General features: G+C 71.5%; 15 protein-coding genes and 2 pseudogenes. 9 read left to right on the top strand and 8 right to left on the bottom strand.

The features are described 5' to 3' along the window. Positions 1-301: 301 nt before the first annotated feature. Positions 302-735: pseudogene (locus tag AB0N63_RS33180) on the top strand (hypothetical protein); the annotation flags it as partial. A 144-nt stretch (positions 736-879) separates the two neighbouring features. On the opposite strand, the gene AB0N63_RS33185 reads toward AB0N63_RS33180, so the two are convergent. Beyond that, positions 880-2,331 (bottom strand): amidase, encoded by a 1,452-nt coding sequence (locus AB0N63_RS33185; protein WP_365535078.1) that lies wholly within the window; start codon positions 2,329-2,331, stop codon positions 880-882. 119 nt (positions 2,332-2,450) lie between these two features. On the opposite strand from AB0N63_RS33185, the gene AB0N63_RS33190 reads away from it, so the two are divergent. The 3 genes and pseudogenes from AB0N63_RS33190 (at position 2,451) to AB0N63_RS33200 (ending at position 5,674) form a co-directional block, all read left to right on the top strand. Beyond that, entirely contained in the window at positions 2,451-3,071 is a 621-nt protein-coding gene (locus AB0N63_RS33190) for a TetR/AcrR family transcriptional regulator (protein ID WP_365535081.1), read from the top strand. Between the two features lie 342 nt (positions 3,072-3,413). Continuing rightward, positions 3,414-4,076, top strand: a pseudogene (locus AB0N63_RS33195) (NAD(P)-dependent alcohol dehydrogenase); the annotation flags it as partial. Between the two features lie 248 nt (positions 4,077-4,324). After that, positions 4,325-5,674, top strand: a complete 1,350-nt coding sequence (locus AB0N63_RS33200) for a DUF1254 domain-containing protein (RefSeq protein ID WP_365535084.1) — start codon at positions 4,325-4,327, stop codon at positions 5,672-5,674. A gap of 145 nt (positions 5,675-5,819) precedes the next feature. Here AB0N63_RS33200 and AB0N63_RS33205 read toward each other — a convergent pair whose 3' ends face one another. Further along, complete coding sequence (locus AB0N63_RS33205; protein WP_365535087.1) at positions 5,820-6,380, bottom strand: GNAT family N-acetyltransferase; 561 nt, start codon at positions 6,378-6,380, stop codon at positions 5,820-5,822. A gap of 295 nt (positions 6,381-6,675) precedes the next feature. Between AB0N63_RS33205 and AB0N63_RS33210 the strand changes: the two genes are divergently transcribed. Both AB0N63_RS33210 and lanL read left to right on the top strand, forming a co-directional pair. Further along, the gene (locus tag AB0N63_RS33210) at positions 6,676-6,858 is read left to right on the top strand and encodes an SflA family class IV lanthipeptide (protein WP_365535089.1); all 183 of its coding nucleotides are present in this window, start codon (positions 6,676-6,678) and stop codon (positions 6,856-6,858) included. 2 nt (positions 6,859-6,860) lie between these two features. Continuing rightward, a complete protein-coding gene (gene lanL / locus AB0N63_RS33215; RefSeq protein WP_365535092.1) occupies positions 6,861-9,455 on the top strand; it encodes a class IV lanthionine synthetase LanL in 2,595 nt (864 codons plus the stop codon). A gap of 439 nt (positions 9,456-9,894) precedes the next feature. Here the strand turns inward: lanL and AB0N63_RS33220 are convergent, their stop codons facing one another. Continuing rightward, on the bottom strand, positions 9,895-10,473 hold the full coding sequence (locus tag AB0N63_RS33220) for a TetR/AcrR family transcriptional regulator (protein WP_365535095.1): 579 nt from the start codon (positions 10,471-10,473) through the stop codon (positions 9,895-9,897). Positions 10,474-10,544: 71 nt separating this feature from the next. On the opposite strand from AB0N63_RS33220, the gene AB0N63_RS33225 reads away from it, so the two are divergent. Then, positions 10,545-11,075 carry a GNAT family N-acetyltransferase gene (locus tag AB0N63_RS33225; protein WP_365535098.1) on the top strand — a complete coding sequence of 177 codons (531 nt, stop codon included), beginning with the start codon at positions 10,545-10,547 and terminating at the stop codon, positions 11,073-11,075. Positions 11,076-11,216: 141 nt separating this feature from the next. Here AB0N63_RS33225 and AB0N63_RS33230 read toward each other — a convergent pair whose 3' ends face one another. Together AB0N63_RS33230 and AB0N63_RS33235 are read right to left on the bottom strand one after the other, a co-directional pair. Then, entirely contained in the window at positions 11,217-12,152 is a 936-nt protein-coding gene (locus AB0N63_RS33230) for a hypothetical protein (protein ID WP_365535101.1), read from the bottom strand. A 232-nt stretch (positions 12,153-12,384) separates the two neighbouring features. Next, the gene (locus tag AB0N63_RS33235; protein ID WP_365535103.1) at positions 12,385-12,558 is read right to left on the bottom strand and encodes a CsbD family protein; all 174 of its coding nucleotides are present in this window, start codon (positions 12,556-12,558) and stop codon (positions 12,385-12,387) included. A gap of 138 nt (positions 12,559-12,696) precedes the next feature. Between AB0N63_RS33235 and AB0N63_RS33240 the strand changes: the two genes are divergently transcribed. Continuing rightward, positions 12,697-12,867: a hydrophobic protein gene (locus AB0N63_RS33240; RefSeq protein ID WP_365535214.1), complete on the top strand. Its 171-nt coding sequence runs from the start codon at positions 12,697-12,699 to the stop codon at positions 12,865-12,867. Between the two features lie 342 nt (positions 12,868-13,209). Here AB0N63_RS33240 and AB0N63_RS33245 read toward each other — a convergent pair whose 3' ends face one another. The 3 genes from AB0N63_RS33245 to AB0N63_RS33255 all read right to left on the bottom strand — a co-directional run bounded on the left by AB0N63_RS33245 (position 13,210) and on the right by AB0N63_RS33255 (position 14,306). After that, entirely contained in the window at positions 13,210-13,398 is a 189-nt protein-coding gene (locus tag AB0N63_RS33245) for a hypothetical protein (RefSeq protein ID WP_365535106.1), read from the bottom strand. 222 nt (positions 13,399-13,620) lie between these two features. Beyond that, positions 13,621-14,007, bottom strand: a complete 387-nt coding sequence (locus tag AB0N63_RS33250; protein WP_365535109.1) for a fic family toxin-antitoxin system, toxin component — start codon at positions 14,005-14,007, stop codon at positions 13,621-13,623. Continuing rightward, positions 14,004-14,306: a DUF1778 domain-containing protein gene (locus AB0N63_RS33255; RefSeq protein ID WP_197073877.1), complete on the bottom strand. Its 303-nt coding sequence runs from the start codon at positions 14,304-14,306 to the stop codon at positions 14,004-14,006. Before AB0N63_RS33255 ends, AB0N63_RS33250 begins: the two co-directional genes overlap by 4 nt. A 715-nt stretch (positions 14,307-15,021) precedes the next feature. Between AB0N63_RS33255 and AB0N63_RS33260 the strand changes: the two genes are divergently transcribed. Then, entirely contained in the window at positions 15,022-15,225 is a 204-nt protein-coding gene (locus AB0N63_RS33260) for a cold-shock protein (protein ID WP_009192932.1), read from the top strand. Positions 15,226-15,527 lie beyond the last annotated feature (302 nt).

The raw sequence follows: 15,527 nt of genomic DNA on the forward strand, positions 1-15,527 counted from the left end.
ATGGTACTGCAGGGGGGACCCTGTGGGAGAGTAGGACACCGCCGAACAATTTTTGGGGAAACCCCGCACCGTATGGTGCGGGGTTTTCCGCGTTTACCGCTGCCCAGCTGCTGGACTTGTTCGGGTGATGTCGGTGCCGTTCGTCACCACGTTCTCCGGTGAAGCAGGATGCAGGCGGGCGGGCAGGCAGAAGAAGGGCAGGCGCCGGGCGCCTGGAGCGGTACGTGACGTCCTTCTCGCGCCGCGTCGCAGGTCGGGTGAGCACCCTGCCGCGAGCCACCTGTATCGGTGAGCCCGCTCCCGGGTGCTGGCCGTCAAGCGCACCGGTGACCGTACGTACGTCGCGGTCGACGGCGGCATGAGCGACAACCCGCGCCCCGCCCTGTACGGAGTCCGCTACGCGCCCGTCCCATCGGCCGTCGCACCACCGCCGAACCGGCCCTCGTCACCGTCGTCGGCCGGCACTGCGAGGCCGGTGACGTGCTCGCCGCCGTCGTCGGCCTCCCCGCGGACGTACGTCCCGGAGACCTGCTCGCCATCCCCGTCGCCGGCGCCTACCACCTGTCCATGGCCTCCGGGTACAACCTCGTCGGCCGCCCGCCGGTGGCCGACGTGCGCGACGGCCGTGCCCGGCTCCTCGTGCGCCGGGAGTCCCTGGAGGACATCCGCAGCCGCGATGTGGGCCTCCAGCCTCGCGCTTGCGTCAGCGCGCTCGTCCATGCCTTGACCGAGTAAGCGAATAGTGCCCCTGATCTGCAACATGTGATTCGTCCTGGGTTCTGTCTTCGAGGGCACCCCTCGCGCGCGCCGCGAGAGTTGTCGGTCCTGAGACCGACAAGAATTCTTCGCTGTCTCTCTGCAGCGTGTCAGGAGCGTTCTTCAGCGGCCTGGGTGGTTTCCAGCCCATACCGCGGGAGTCCGGCCTGACCACGGACTTGCCTGTTCGAGTTGGCCGGCGAGGCGGAAGAGTCGGCTTTCAAGGCCGTATCCGGCGGCGAACTGCATGCCTACCGGAAGCCCCGTCCCGGCGGCGGCCGTCACAGGTACGGACATGGCAGGCGTGCCCGCCACGTTGAACGCCGTGGTGAACGGCGACAGGTCATTGATGCGCTCGATCCAGCCGAGGCCGTCCAGTGTCTCCGCACCCTCGGTATGAGTGCCCAGAGGCAAGGGGGGCTCCGGCAGGGTCGGCGTGAGGAGGATGTCGTACGCGTCGAAGTACCGCGCCAGGCTACGGGCCACCCGGTTCCGCATCGCGAGGGCGCTGAGGAACTGTGGGCCCCCGACCCGCTGCCCGTAGTGGTAAGCGGCGAGGGTCGCCGGCTCAAGGGTCGAGGAGTCGATGGGACGGCCGAATGCGGCGGCCAATCCGTCGACCAGGGTGGTGAGGTTCACCGTCATGAGCCGGGCGTTGGCCAGGACGAATTCCTCCCAGTCGGCGCCGAGGCCGACCTCGGCCTCCTCCACCTGGTGACCGAGGGATTCAAGCAACCGCACGGTGCGGGAGAGGGCGTCGGTCACCGGAGCGGTGGTGCGGCGTCCGCCCCACGCCTGGGCGAGGACACCGATGCGCAACGAGCCCGGAGGACGGGTGACTTCCTCCGCGTACGGCTGTGACGGCTGCTCGGCGAAGTAGGGGTCGCCCGATTCCGGGCCGCGTATCTGGTCGAGCAGCACCGCACTGTCGCGTACGGTGCGGCTGACGCTGCCGTGCACGGCCAGGCCGTTGAAGACCTCGTCGACGCCGGGCCCCATGGACACCCGGCCACGGGTGGGTTTGATCCCGAAGAGACCGTTGCAGGCGGCGGGAACACGGAGCGATCCGGCGGCGTCGGTGCCATGGGCGACCGGGACCACCCCCGCGGCGACAGCGGCGGCCGCGCCTCCACTGGATCCGCCCGCGCTCCGCTCCAGGTCCCACGGGTTGCGGGTCGCGCCGTACAACGCCGATTCCGTCGAGATGCCGTAGGCCATCTCCGGTGTCGCGGTGCGCCCGAACGTCACGAGGCCGGCGCGACGGAATCGCAGCATCAGTGAGGAGTCGGAGCCGGCGACGTTACCGGCCGCCAGACGGCTTCCCAGCTCCATGCGCCTGCCGGCCATGGCGACCGCGATGTCTTTGATCAGGAAAGGGACGCCGGCCAGAGGTGCGCTGCCGGGGACAGGTTCGTCGTCGGACGTCCAGGTTTCCACGACGGCATTGATCCGCGGATCGACTGCCTGTACGGCCTCGCGTGCGGCTGCCTCCAGCTCGGCGGGGAGCACCTCGCCCTTGGCCACCAGCTCCGCCAGCCCGACCGCGTCGAAACGTACGTATTCGGAAACTCTCACTGTCACTCCCCTGACAAGGCCGATACCGCCGAGTGCCGAACGATACCCCACGGTATCGAAAGGGGCTGGCTGGTACCGTAGGGGGTCGCGAACCCCACGATCGGAGTGACGGAGTAGTCATGGCATCGACCCTCAGCAGGCCGGGCAGAGTGGCGAAGCTGCCGCCTCGCGAGCGCATCCTCGACGCGGCCGAAGAGCTCTTCCAGAGAGACGGGATCCGGCAGGTGGGGGTCCAGGCGATCGCCGACAAGGCGGAGACCACCAAAATGGCGATCTACCGGCACTTCGAAACCAAGGACGCGCTGGTCGCGGAGTGGCTGCGGATCGTCGCCGCCGATTATCAGGCGGCCTTCGACCGCGTGGAAACCGAATACCCCGACCGGCCCGAGGAGCAGATTCTGGGCCTGGCCCGCTTCATCGCCGGGGGGCTGCCGGCGATCTCGTACAGGGGCTGCCCGTTCATCAACTCGCTCGCCGAGCTGCCCGACCGCCTTCATCCGGCACGACAGGTGATCGAGGACCACAAGGCCCGCCAGACCCGCAGGCTGATCGACATGTGCACCAAAGCCCAGATGCCCGACCCCGAACAGGCCGCGGCCGAGATCACCTTCGCACTCGAAGGAGCACAGGTCAGCACACAGAACGGAAGCATCGATCAGACGGGAGACCGCCTGATGAAGATCGTCGAGGGAATCGTGGACCGGCACTGCTCCCACCCCGAACGCCCACAGGGCGGCTGACTGACCGCCCGTGCCGCCCGCCCGACCACCGCTCGACGTAGGCATACGCGTGTGACCTGACGCGCCCGCTCACCTGAAAGCGCCGTTGACGGGAACGGGAACAGGAACCTGGACGATCCATGAACGATCCGGGCCAGGGCCCGTTGCGAAGGCGGAGTTGTCGGGGTCGATGTCTGGATGCGCTCTGCGGCAGGCGCCGTTTCCTGTCAGCCTCCCGGGGGCCGCCGCCCCTGAGGACCGCCAGTTGTGATCGGGAGGCTGCGCAGTGTCAGTGCAGCCGGCGGGGGCAGCGGTTCGTTGGAGCACGGGATCGACGCCCCGATGGCGAGCGTGGCCCGCCGGGCCGGGTTCGGCAGCGCCGACGAGTACGTACCCGCTGAGCGGGTCGGCCGGCTCCCCGACGGCCTCGACCTGGTGGACGCCGCCGCGCTGCCGGTGGCCACCACGGCCGTCACCGCGCTGCGGGACAAAGCCGGGCTGCGCCCCGGCGAACGACTCCTCGTCCGGGGCGCGTCGGGCGGTGTCGGCAACGCCGCCGTCCAACTCGGACGGGCGTACGGCGCCGAGGTGACGGCCCTGGCCCGCGCAGCCAACCTCGACTTCGTCCGCGGGCTCGGCGCACACGAGGCCGTCGACCACCGGACCGTGCGGCCGGCGGAACTGGGCCGCTTCGACGTGGTCCTGGACACCGCGGGGACCGACCTGCGGGCCTTCCGGCGCCTGCTGAATCCCGGCGGGCGCATGGTCACCATCGCCTTCGACCTGAAGCGGCCCGCCGCGTCGCTCGGCTACCTCGCGGCCAGCACGGTCCACGGACACGGCCGGGTGCGCTTCTTCAGCGGCAACCCCACGCGGGCGGACTTCGACGACCTCGCCCGCCACGTGGTCGAGGGCAAGCTCAGCCCTGCGGTGGACACGGTCTTCCCCCTGGAGGAGACGGCAGCGGCACACCGGGCGCTGGAGGCGGGCGGCGTCCAGGGCAAGTACGTGGTCAGGGTCGCATAGGACGGCCTTCGGGTCCGGGGCCGGTACGGCACGATCGAGGCCCGCGCGAAGCACGGTGTGGTGCGGGGCCGGAGCCGGCCGGTCGGCGGCCTTCACCGGGTTTTCGTTCGGGCCCGATCTGCTCGACGAGTGAGGTCGGGGTGACATCGGCGTGACGTCGGCGCGTGTCGAGGGGTCGCCGTCCGGGAGGTGGGGGAGCCTCGTGGCGTCGGACCAGAAGGGGGACGCACGAGTGCAGGGAGAAGCCGATGGCGGATGAGTCGCTGGAGCAGCTCGCCACCGAGGCCTGGCTGTACGGGTACCCGCTGCTGACGGCGGAGGCGACCAAGGCCGTGATGACGGCCGTCCCGGCACGCGACGACGAGCGGCGCAAGGCTCCGGTCAACCAGTTCGCCTCTATGCGCCGGACGCCGGACGCGTCGTTCACCGAGGTCGTCTCGCCGAACGCCGACACCCTGTACTCCAGCGCCTGGCTCGATCTGTCCCAGGAGCCACTGGTGTTGACCCTGCCGGACTTCGGTGACCGGTTCTGGCTGACGCCGATCCTCACCGCATGGTCGGATGTCTTCGCCGTTCCCGGCCGGCGCCTCGACGGCCCGGCCGCGGGGCCCTTCCTCCTCGCCGGTCCGTCCTGGACGGGCAACACCCCGCCGGGCCTGACCCTGCTGCGGTCGCCCACCGCCATGAACTGGATCGTCGCCCGCTACGCGACCAGCGGTCCGCCGGACTTTCCCGCCGTGAACCGGTTGCAGGACCGCACGCGCTTGATCCCGCTGCCGGCGTGGACCGGGAACCCCGACGACTACACCCCGCCCACCGACGTTCCCGTTCCCACCGGCATCGACACCGCCACACCTCCGGTCGACCGTGTCGAGTCCTTCTCCGGGCGCGAGTACTTCTCCCGCCTCAACCGGCTCATGGTCGACAACCCGCCCCACCCGGACGACGCCGCGTTCCTGGACCGCGTCGCCCAGCTGGGTATCGCGCCGGGCGCGGACCTCGAGAGCCGGCCCCCGGAGGTGCTCGCCGCGCTGGACGCCGCCGCCGCTGGCGGGCCGGACACGCTGCGCTCGCTCATGGCCCGGGCCGAGTCCGCCGGCGGGCAGGTCAACGGCTGGACCGTTCACCGCGGCCTGGGCGAGTACGGGACCGAATACGCCAAACGCGCCGTCATCGCCCGGTTCGGTTACGGCGCCAACCTCGATGCCGACGCCCTCTACCCGCATGCCACCACCGACGCCGACGGCCGGCCCCTGGACGGCGCGCACCCCTACGTCCTGCACTTCGACGCCGGGCAGACACCACCGGTGCGGGGCTTCTGGTCGCTGACGATGATGAACGAACGTCAGCTGTTCGTCGACAACCCGCTGGACCGCTACGCGATCGGTGACCGCAGCGGTATGACCCCCAACCCCGACGGCTCCCTGGACATCTACATCCAGCACGACACCCCGGGGCCCGAACGCGTAAGCAACTGGCTGCCCGCCCCCGGAGGCAGCTTCAACGTCTTCCTGCGCCTGTACTGGCCCGAGCAGGCCGCCCTCACCGGCGCCTGGACCCCGCCACCCCTCAGACGCCGAGACTCCGACGTCTCGTAGCCGAAAGACCCAGGCCCTCGACCCAGGTGCCCGCGGCTCGCGGACGACCCGGCGGAGGCCGTGGCCGTCGCATCGGTCGCCCGCGCGTGCACCGCCGCGGCGACAGCGGCGGCTCCTCCCGCGGCCGCGGAGGGCGGGGTCGTGTTCAGAGACTTCTGGTCATGAAGGTGCTGTTGGGATCGGGCCGGTAGTCGGCGAACGGCTCGCAGGGAGTGAACCCGAACTTCCGGTACAGCCTCCTGGCGGGCAGGAAGAACTCGGCCGAGCCGGTCTCCAGACTCAGCCGGGTGAATCCCATGCCCCGGGCCTCCGCGATGATGTGCTCCAGCAGCAGGGAGGCGATCCCACTCCGTCGGCGGGCCGACGTGGTACGCATCGACTTCAGTTCGGCGTGGTCCGCGTCCAGTCTCCTGATCGCCCCGCAGCCCACCACGACGCCGCCGTCCCGCGCGGCCCAGAAGGTGATCCCGGGCCGGCGAAGCGCGTCGACGTCGAGCGCGTGCTTGCTCTCCGGCGGGGAGACGGACCGCAACTGCTGGACGTGCGCCGCGAGGAACTCGGCGATCTCGGGGCTGGAGAGGTCGTCCGTGGCGATCTGCACTCTCGTCGGTCCTCCCGCTCGCGCCGCGAGGCGCCGTCCGTGCCGCGTCCCGGGCGGCAGAGGGCCGCCGCGAGGTGTGTTCGAAACGTTCGACGATTCTGCCATCCGCGAGTCGGCGTCGTTCCCCCGCCTCGATCCCGTGGCTCGTTCCCCCAGCCTCGGCCTTTCGCCTTCGCACCGTGCCGTGCCACCGGAGCCGTTCACGCCGCGGCGAGCCGGGGGCGCTCACCGCGCGGGCCCGCCGCCCCGGCGGCCCGTCGGACGGCGATGTCACCTGACCCCTTGTCAGCGCGTACGCCCCTCCCTACCTTTGTCCAGCGAGTGCTCGGCCCGGCGGGCTCACCGGCCCGTGCCGGCCATTGCCTGTTCCTCAGCGCACGACAGACCATGGAGGCGTCACATGCCCGTAGCCGTGCCGGATCTTCGGGAAGCCCACGGATTCCGCGACGCGGGACCGCTGGAGATCGACGACGAGGCGATCGTGTTCGAGGACGACGACCGGGGCGACCGCGAGCCCACGGCGTGTCTGGCCGACCCCTGGGTGACCGCCACCACCCGTTTCGCCTGTGACCTGAACTCGTAGCGGTGGCCGTCTCCATCGCCGGCCGCACCGGGTGGTCCGACGACGCATGGTCGTACCTGAACGATCCGCGGATGCCGGCGATGGAACACGGCTGGAAACTCCACGTCTCGGCGCGTCCCGACGACCTCGACACCGTGACCGGGCTCGTCCTGCCAGTGCTCGCCCGGTACGTCTGCCACGCGAAGGTCGCCCGGGACCCGGAGACGCTGCGCCGTCTCAACTCCGGGACGGCGAGCGCCGGGGCCGTCGGCAAGGCGATCACCGTCTACCCCCTGGCCGGAACCGTCGTCGAGGTCGCCCGCGAACTGGCCGCCGTACTGCGCGACCGGGAAGGCCCGCGGATCGTCAGCGACCGGCGGGTGGACCCGAGGGCCCCGGTCTACTACCGCTACGGCCCCTTCACGGGCGACTACCGGACCGGCCGCAGCGGGCGGCTCGAATCCGTCATGACAGGACCGGACGGCCGCGTCTTCGACGGCCTGGCCGTCGGCCGCTACCGGTGCCCTCCCTGGGCAGAGGACCCCTTCGCGACCGCCTCCGGACCCGGTACGGGACCGTCCGCGCACGGCCTGGGCGGCGGGCGCTACACGATCACCGCGGGCATCGCGCGCGCCGCCCATGGCAACGTCTACCGCGCCCTCGACAACACCCTCGGACGGCCGGTGGTGGTCAAACAGGCGCGGGCCTTCGTCGGCGAGGACGAGTCCGGCACGGACGCCCGCCACCGGCTGCGCAACGAGCACACGGTCCTCACCGCGCTCGACGGCGCCCCGGGCGTACCCCGCGCACTGGACTACTTCGCCCACCGGTCGGACGAATACCTGGTGATGAGCGACTGCGGTGACCGGAACCTCCGCAGGGAGATCCTGCGCGACGGCCCCTACCAGGACGACGGCGCCCGACCGGGACGCGCCCTGTCCGTTCTCGCCGTACGGCTCCTGCGCGTCCTGGACGCGATCCACGGCCGGGACGTGGTCGTCCGCGACCTCAAACCCGACAACGTCGTACTCGACGCATCAGGCCCCGGCCACTGCCACGTGATCGACTTCGGGATCAGCGAGCGCGCGGGCGCCGGACCGGGAGGGGCGACCCCCGGATACGGCGAACCGGTGCTGCGCGCGGCCGGACCGGCCGCCCCCGCCGACGACCACTACGCCCTCGGCGCCACCCTCTTCTTCGCCGCCACCGGCATGGACCCGGTGATCGTCGACACCGACCACGAGGTCAACCGGGACCGGACCCTGGCCTGCCTGTCCTGGGCCCTGCCCGGGCGCGCCCACCGCGAGATCCGGTCGACGATCACCGGCCTCCTCAGCTTCGAGGCGGCCGTACGGACCGCGGCCGCCGACCGGCTGCGCACCGGCACGGCCGGAACCGTGCACCGGCCCGCACGCCGGACCGCGCGCCCCCGGATCGACCGCGACCTGCTGGACGAGATCATCGAGCACACGACCGATTTCTGCGTCGGTGAGGCGGAGGCGATCGTCGACCCGGTGCGGGCCGCGCGCCTGAACGTCCCCACCTCGATCGACGTCTACGGCGGCAGTTCGGGACTCGGCCTGGAACTCCTCCACCATGCGCACCGGCCCCGCGTGCGTTCGGCCGTCACCGCCCTGGCGCGCTGGACGGCGGAACAGTCCAGGAACCTGCCGCCCGGCCTCTACACGGGGCGCACCGGAGTCCAGCTCTTCCTCGCGCAGACCGGCTTCGGGGAAGGGCCGGGGACGGACGCGGACGGCCGGTCCGCGCACCCCGCCGTGCCGGACCGCGCACCGGACGGGGGACCGCCGGAGGCAGACCTGATCGCGGGTGTCGCCGGAATCGGACTCGGCCGGGTGCTGCTCGCCCGGCACGCTCTGCTGTCCGGTCACCGGCAGGCCGCGGACCGGCACCTGGCCGTCGCCGCCGACTGCGACAGGATGCTGGCCTCGGGCACCGCTCGACTGACCCCGGCCGGTTCGGACACGGTCGGCAGCGCCGCCCTGCGCGAGGGCGTGGCGCACGGCGAGGCGGGCGTCGTCGGCTTCCTGCTCGAACACGGCTCCCCGCTCCAACACGGCGGCCTCGGCCACAGCGGCGCGACCGGGGATCCGGAGTCGGCCTCTCGCGCCGAGAAGGCCGCCGCGCGCCTGGCCGCCGTGACACCGGACATCATCGCGGCGGCCGCCGAGCCGGGGGCGACACGCCGCTACGGCTCATGGTGCCGGGGCCTGGCCGGCATCGGGACGGTACTCGTCCGGGCCGCCGAACGCCTCGACGAGCCCGGGTACCTCCGCCTCGCGCAGCGGTCCGCACGCGCCTGCGCGGCACTGGCGCCGCGGATGCCGCTGGTCACGCAGTGCTGCGGACTGGCCGGGGTCGGCGATCTGATGGTGGACGTGGCGGAGGCGTCCGCGTCCGAGGAGTTCCGGGACGCGGCCGAGACCGTCGCGCTGCTCATCCTGAGCCGCAGCGGTGGCACCTGGTCCCGGCCCGTCTTCCCGGACGCGGGTCTCGCCCGGCCGAGTGCGACCTGGGCGGGCGGCTCCGCGGGCGTGCTGGCCTTCTTCAGACGACTGCGGGACCGGGGCGGCCCGCGGCTCGGCCTCGTCGCCTGACCGTTTCACCGCCGGGCTGACCATGTCCCGCCGGCCCTCCCCTGACCTCACGCCAGGAACGGCCGTGAGGCCGGCGGGCCACACCGGCCGCTCCGGCGGCTGTCAGCACCGGGCTCACCACCAGGGCGGCCAGGCGGCGGCGGGTTCTGTCACGCGACGGACGGTCAGACGACCGTAAGAACGTGGACGGCACGGACATGGAGGTGCCTTCCTCATGGTCCGCGCGACGACGGCGGGGACCGGCGGGCCCCGGAAACCGGTGGCAGCGCACGCAGACGGTCCCACCAGCGGTGGGTCACTGACCATCGCCTGGAAGGCATGGGCCGGCCGGACACCGGGGGAAGGACGGGCTCCACGATCACGCTGAGGACGGCCGGGGCACGGTTCCCGGCGCGCTCGGCGGACCGGCTGCGTACCGGTTGGGCGTCCGGCTCCTGCGCTACCCGCGCAGCAGGGCGAGTTGGGCTTCGACGGCCTTGGTGAGCCGCTGCTCGTCGTCGGTGGCGAGGAGGTCGAGCAGGGCGCCGCGCAGGACGGCCAGGGCAAGGGTGCGGCGGACGGCACCGTCCTCACTGTCCCGTTCGGACGGCGACTGGCAGTCGGCCAGGACGCCGAGCCAGTCCTCCACCGTCGCCCGGGCGAACCCGGCCCAGGCCCCGTCGGGCTGGACGAGGGAGCGCGCGTACGCCTCGGCCCACAGACGCAGCAGTGGCCGGTGCTCCTGCGCGGCGAGCCACGTCCAGACCCGTTCGACGGCGGGCGCGAGTCCGGTGGGGCGATCGGGCTGCCTGGCCCGGTCCAGGAGCGCCAGTTCCTCGGCGCGGGCGCGGGCCAGCAGGGCTCGCAGCAGGCCGTCCTTGCTCTCGAAGAGGAAGAGCAGGACCCGCGGGCTGGAGCCGATGGCCTCGGCCAGCGGGCGCAGTGACAGGTCGGCCAGGCCGTGGGCGAGTGCGTACCGGTAGGCCGCGTCCAGCAGCTCGTTCTGCCGGGCGGAGGGGGCTGGCGTCTCGTGGGGCATGCAGCTAGCCTAACTGAAACAACTGTTTCAGTGGGGTGGGCGGGACGATCACGGGGCCGGGAGAGCAGCTCATGTCGCAGCAGGATCAGAAGCACGTCGTCATACGCCACGCCGACCGTCCCGGCGATCTGGGATGGGTGGTGATGGCCCATGGCCAGGTGTACGACCAGCAGTTCGGCTGGGACACCGACTTCGAGGTCCTGGTCGCCAAGATCGTCGCCGATTACGGAACCGAGCACGATCCGGCACGTGAGGCGGGCTGGATCGCCGAGGTGGACGGCCGGCGGGTGGGCTGCGTCTTCCTGGTCGCCGGCGATCAGCCGCACGTGGCCAGGCTGAGGATCCTGCTCGTCACACCGGAGGGCAGGGGCCTTCGCCTCGGGACGCGCCTGGTCGAGGAATGCGTGGCCTTCGCCCGCGTGGCGGACTACGAGCAGGTGACGCTGTGGACCAACGACGTGCTGACCGCGGCGCGCAGGATCTACCAGAGCTTCGGCTTCACCCTCGCCGACGAGGAGCGTCACCACAGCTTCGGCCACGATCTCGTCGGCCAGAACTGGACCCTGGACTTGCGCACCGGCGCGGCGGACGGCGACGGCTGACCGACGAGACCTAGCGGTGACACGGCGAAGCGGCGCCCGCCGGGACCCCACACCGCCGCCTCGGCCCGCCGGCTTCCCCACGACCTCGCCGCCGACTGACGGCGGGCGGCGGCGACTTGTTGTGACGGTGGCCCGGTGGTCTCAGGAGCCGACCCGGCCCCTCCGCTGCCGGAGGGGAGCAGGCCGGCCGGACGTGCCGGTCGTGTGACCGGCGGCGGCCCGGGCGGGACCGTCGGGGAGGGTGAAGGCGAAGACCGCCGTCGCCGCCGCGATCGCGGCCAGAGCGAGATACGAGTGCTGGTAGGCCGCCAAGGGCGGTACGGCGCCGGCGCCCGGCGGTGTGCCCAGCACGAGTGCCGTGGTGACCACGGCCGGCGCGAGCGCGCCGCCGGTCTGCCGTACGGCGGTGTTCAGCATCGTGGCCTGGGGCAGATCCGCGCGCTCGACGGTGGCCAGCGAGGCGACCGTGGTGGGGATGAAGAAGCAGCCGATCGCGGCCCCGAACAGGAGCATCAGACCGCGGAAGGCCCACAGACCGGTGTCCGTGCCGCAGCGGGCGAACAGCAGCAGTACCGCGCCGACACCGGCCAGTCCGCAGCCGACGATGACGCGCGGGCCGACCCTGGTGTACAGGATGGCGGAGAGCTGGACGGTCAGCAGCACGCCGAAAGCCTCGGGGAAGGTCGTCAGGCCCGACTCCAGCGCCGTACGGCCCTGGGCCTGCTGGAGGAAGAGCGGACCCAGGTACAGGGTGCCCATGACGGGGATCAGGCCGACCGGGTTGATCACGTTGGTGTCCCGGAACAGCCGGTCGGCGAACAGGCGCAACCGCAGCGCGAGATGGTCCGTGCGCAGTTCCACGGCCACGGCGGTGGTCAGCAGGACCGCGCCGGACGCCAGGGCGGTGAGGACGGCGGGGGAGGACCAGCCGCGGTTGGGCCCTTCGCACACACCGAACATCACCGTGCTCAAACCGCCCGCACTCAGCAGCAGGCCGGGCAGGTCGAAGCGACCTGGCCGGCCGCCGCGGCCGTCGGCGAGAAACAGCGCGCCGAACAGCAGCGCGGGCAGGCCCACCGGCAGATCGAGCCGGTGTGGCGGGGCCGGCGGGTGGAACTGGCGGGGCGGTTCGGGCAGTCGGCCCCGTCCGCCGAAGCGGATGCAGAGGAAGATCGCCGGGAGGGAGTCCGACTGGACCAGATCGGCCCCTGCATCCGATCACAGCGCCACGACGACAGAAAAGAGAGGGAATCCTCCATCGGCAGGAGGATTCCCTCTCTTCTCGGAGAACCGAGGGGTGAAGGGGACGTCAGTTCCTGAACACGTCCTTCGTCTTCTCCTTCGCCTCACGGGCGTCACCGGTGCTCTTCTCGGCCTGTCCTTCGGCGACCATGCGGTCGTTGCCGAGGGTCCTGCCCACGGCCTCCTTGGTCTTGCCCTTGGCCTGCTCGGTCTTCGCCTTGGCCTTCTCGCCGGCACTCATGAAAGACAGCCTCCTCGAAGTATCCGTTCGCCGTTGCGGTAACCGACTGGTGCCCCGGCCCAACTTCCGCAAACAAAGGCGCTACCGAGGAATGTGCGCGGCGATGCAGGGCAATCGGAGGTCAGGAGGTTGATGACGATGGTTCCCCTTTTGCTTGTCCTGCTTCTCGCGCTCATCCTTTTCGGTGCCGGCTTCGCCCTCAAGATTCTGTGGTGGGTGGCCGTCATCGTTCTGGTGGTATGGCTGCTCGGTTTCGTGATGCGTTCCACCAACGCAGGCGGTGGTCGCGGCCGCTGGTACCGATGGTGACCTGACGCCACGCGCACCCCCCGGTAGGGCCCAGCCGAGAACGGCTGGGCCCTACCGGCTTGTCCGGCGAATCACCGAGGGCGGCATCGGGTGAACGCGTACAGAAGGGACTTCCGGGTAGGTGTGGTGCAGTCGGGGACGGGTGGGGCCCGCGCGCCAGGAACCCGCGCAACCTCCAGTCGCCTCCCGTCCCCGACCCGAACTCACCCGCTCGGTGACGGGGTGCTCACGCGATGCCGGTCCTCAACGGTCTTCGTCAGCCACGTAGCCAGCGGGTTGGCGGCCGGCGGGGAGATGGCAGTGGGTGCGGAACTCCGGGTCAGGGTCGTCCTCCAGCACGCTCTACCGACGACAGGCGTCCGGCCGGAACAGCGGAACCTCGGCTTCGGCCGCCCGGACCGGGGTGATCACGTGGATATGGTCACCGGACGACTCATCGATGACGACGGTGTCGTACCGCTCCAGGACGACGGTGTACTCGCTCTCGTCCTCTGCGTATCGCTCCGACTCCGGCCGGCTGTGGAGAGGCACCCAGAACTCCGGTACGGGTCGCGGAGCTTGTACCCCGCCGGAGGGCAGTCAGGCCAGTGCTGCTGTCACAGCTCGGTCAAAGCCGTTCGGAGGCTTCCAGGCACCTGCCGCACCCGCGCTCACGCTGAGGTTCCCAGTCGCCATCGGACTGAGGCCGGGCGGCGGGGACGGGACTGCCGCGCCCCGGCCGCCCCGAGCCGGACCCGGCTCCTTCCCGAGCGGTCAGGCGAGGGTCCAGTCGCGCAGCTGGCGGGCGATCTGGGCGATGCCGAGGGCTCCGGAGGCGGCGTCCCGCACGAGCGCGACGGCCGCCTTGGGCGGATAGTCGAGCCGGCGCGCGTGGAGGATCAGGTACGCCTCGGTCGCATGCCAGGCGAAACGCTCGTTGGAATGCTCCAGGCACGGCAGTTTCGCCAGGGTCTGGAGCAGCGCGCCGGCCTTGAGATGCAGAGATCCGTAGATGTCGCGCTCCATCGCCCGGGCATTGACCCGGGCGACAGCGGCGTACAGCGGTCCGAAGTCGTCGACCTGCGGATCACCGTCGAGCAGCTCGGCGGCGTGCAGCAGGAACGTGACGTCGAGCGGGTGGAGCGGCTCCGGCTGCGTCACGCGGCGTGGCCTCGTTCCTGGTGCTGTCCGAGTTCCCGCTGCGCCTCCTGCTCGGCCGCCCGCTGCTCGGCACTGGGGTCAAGGCTGCTCGGCTCGGCAGCGAAGGCCGCGCCGCTACGGGCCATGGACGCCTGGAAACCGTCCAGGAACCGCCGTTCCACAGCGGTCGCACGGTCGTAGGCGGCGGAGAGGATGTACTCCTGCATGCTGACCCCCGCCTGCTTGGCGGCTGCCGCGATGGCGGCCCGCTGCGCGGGGTCGGGGAAGCGAAGGTTCATCGCTGTTTTGGCGTCCGACATGGTATCCACGGTACCAGCGGTACCGCAGTCGCGTCCCAGGACCGGCGCGGACCGCCCCGGCTTGGGCGGCCTTGGCGAGCTACGTGAGCCCCTTGAGGTTGACGCCCACCGTCCGGTCCCACTCGTCGGGCCGGGCCCGCAGCGCGTCCCCGGGTGCGGCGCCATCACGCTCGACAGGGCAGGCGACGGCGGGAGTCCGGACGTGGGACGCGCGGAGACCGTCGTCGGCGAACTCGGCCGACGGCTCGGCATCCGAGTTCCCGAGTCGTCACCGTGGAGATCGACCCGGAGACGGCGCGTCGCGACCCCGCCAGGAGATCCAGGAGCTGCTGCGGGCCGGCGCCGGGGAGAGCCTGGGCACGGACTTCCCGCCCGGCTGCCACCTCACCGACGCGATCGGCTCGGTCATCGGTCTGGTCGACGTCGACGGCTGGCACACCATCGGATGCTGACAAGCGGTCCGGACCCTGCCCACGGCCGGCGGCTCATGGCCGGGCACGGGGCGAGATGAGGCCTTGGCGCCGCGAGGACCGCCGGCACGGGGCGCTGGCCCGCCGCAGCGCCAGCCGCTCGGACGGAAGGGTTCCTGCTTCTCGGGTGATGATCGAATGGCGGAGCCCCGGGCGGGGTAGAACCGGTGCCGGGTGTCCGCCTTTCCTGGGAGACCCCGTTACCCACCCCGGCCGGCACCCCCGGCGAGATCGAAGGACACAGTATGGCCAGCGGCACCGTGAAGTGGTTCAACTCCGAGAAGGGCTTCGGTTTCATCGCCCAGGACGGCGGTGGACCGGACGTCTTCGCCCACTACTCGAACATCTCCGGCAACGGGTACCGCGAACTGGTCGAGGGGGAGCCGGTCACGTTCGACGTCACCCAGGGCCAGAAGGGCCCCCAGGCCGAGAACATCGTCCGGGGCTGACGTCCCGGCGCCCAGGGAGAGGTCCGTTTCACGGACATCCCGAGCCCTCGGTTCGATGCGCAGCGATACAACGGCGTCAGCTGCCGGTGCAGGCCACACCGCCTACCCGGGGCTGGCAGCCGCCGAACGGCCCCACCCTGTGGCAGGGCGTCTGACGGTCGCCGTACGGGACGCACACGCGCCAACGCACGGATCGCCCCGGCCGATCCCCGTGGAACGGGGGCCGGCCGGGGCCCGGCCGTACGCGGTAGCGGCTCGCCCTGCCCGCGGTCCCACGTCGAGCCGTTCGGGCGAGCGGCCAG

Source organism: Streptomyces sp. NPDC093260, from assembly GCF_040683715.1.
Taxonomy (GTDB): Bacteria; Actinomycetota; Actinomycetes; order Streptomycetales; family Streptomycetaceae; genus Streptomyces; species Streptomyces sennicomposti.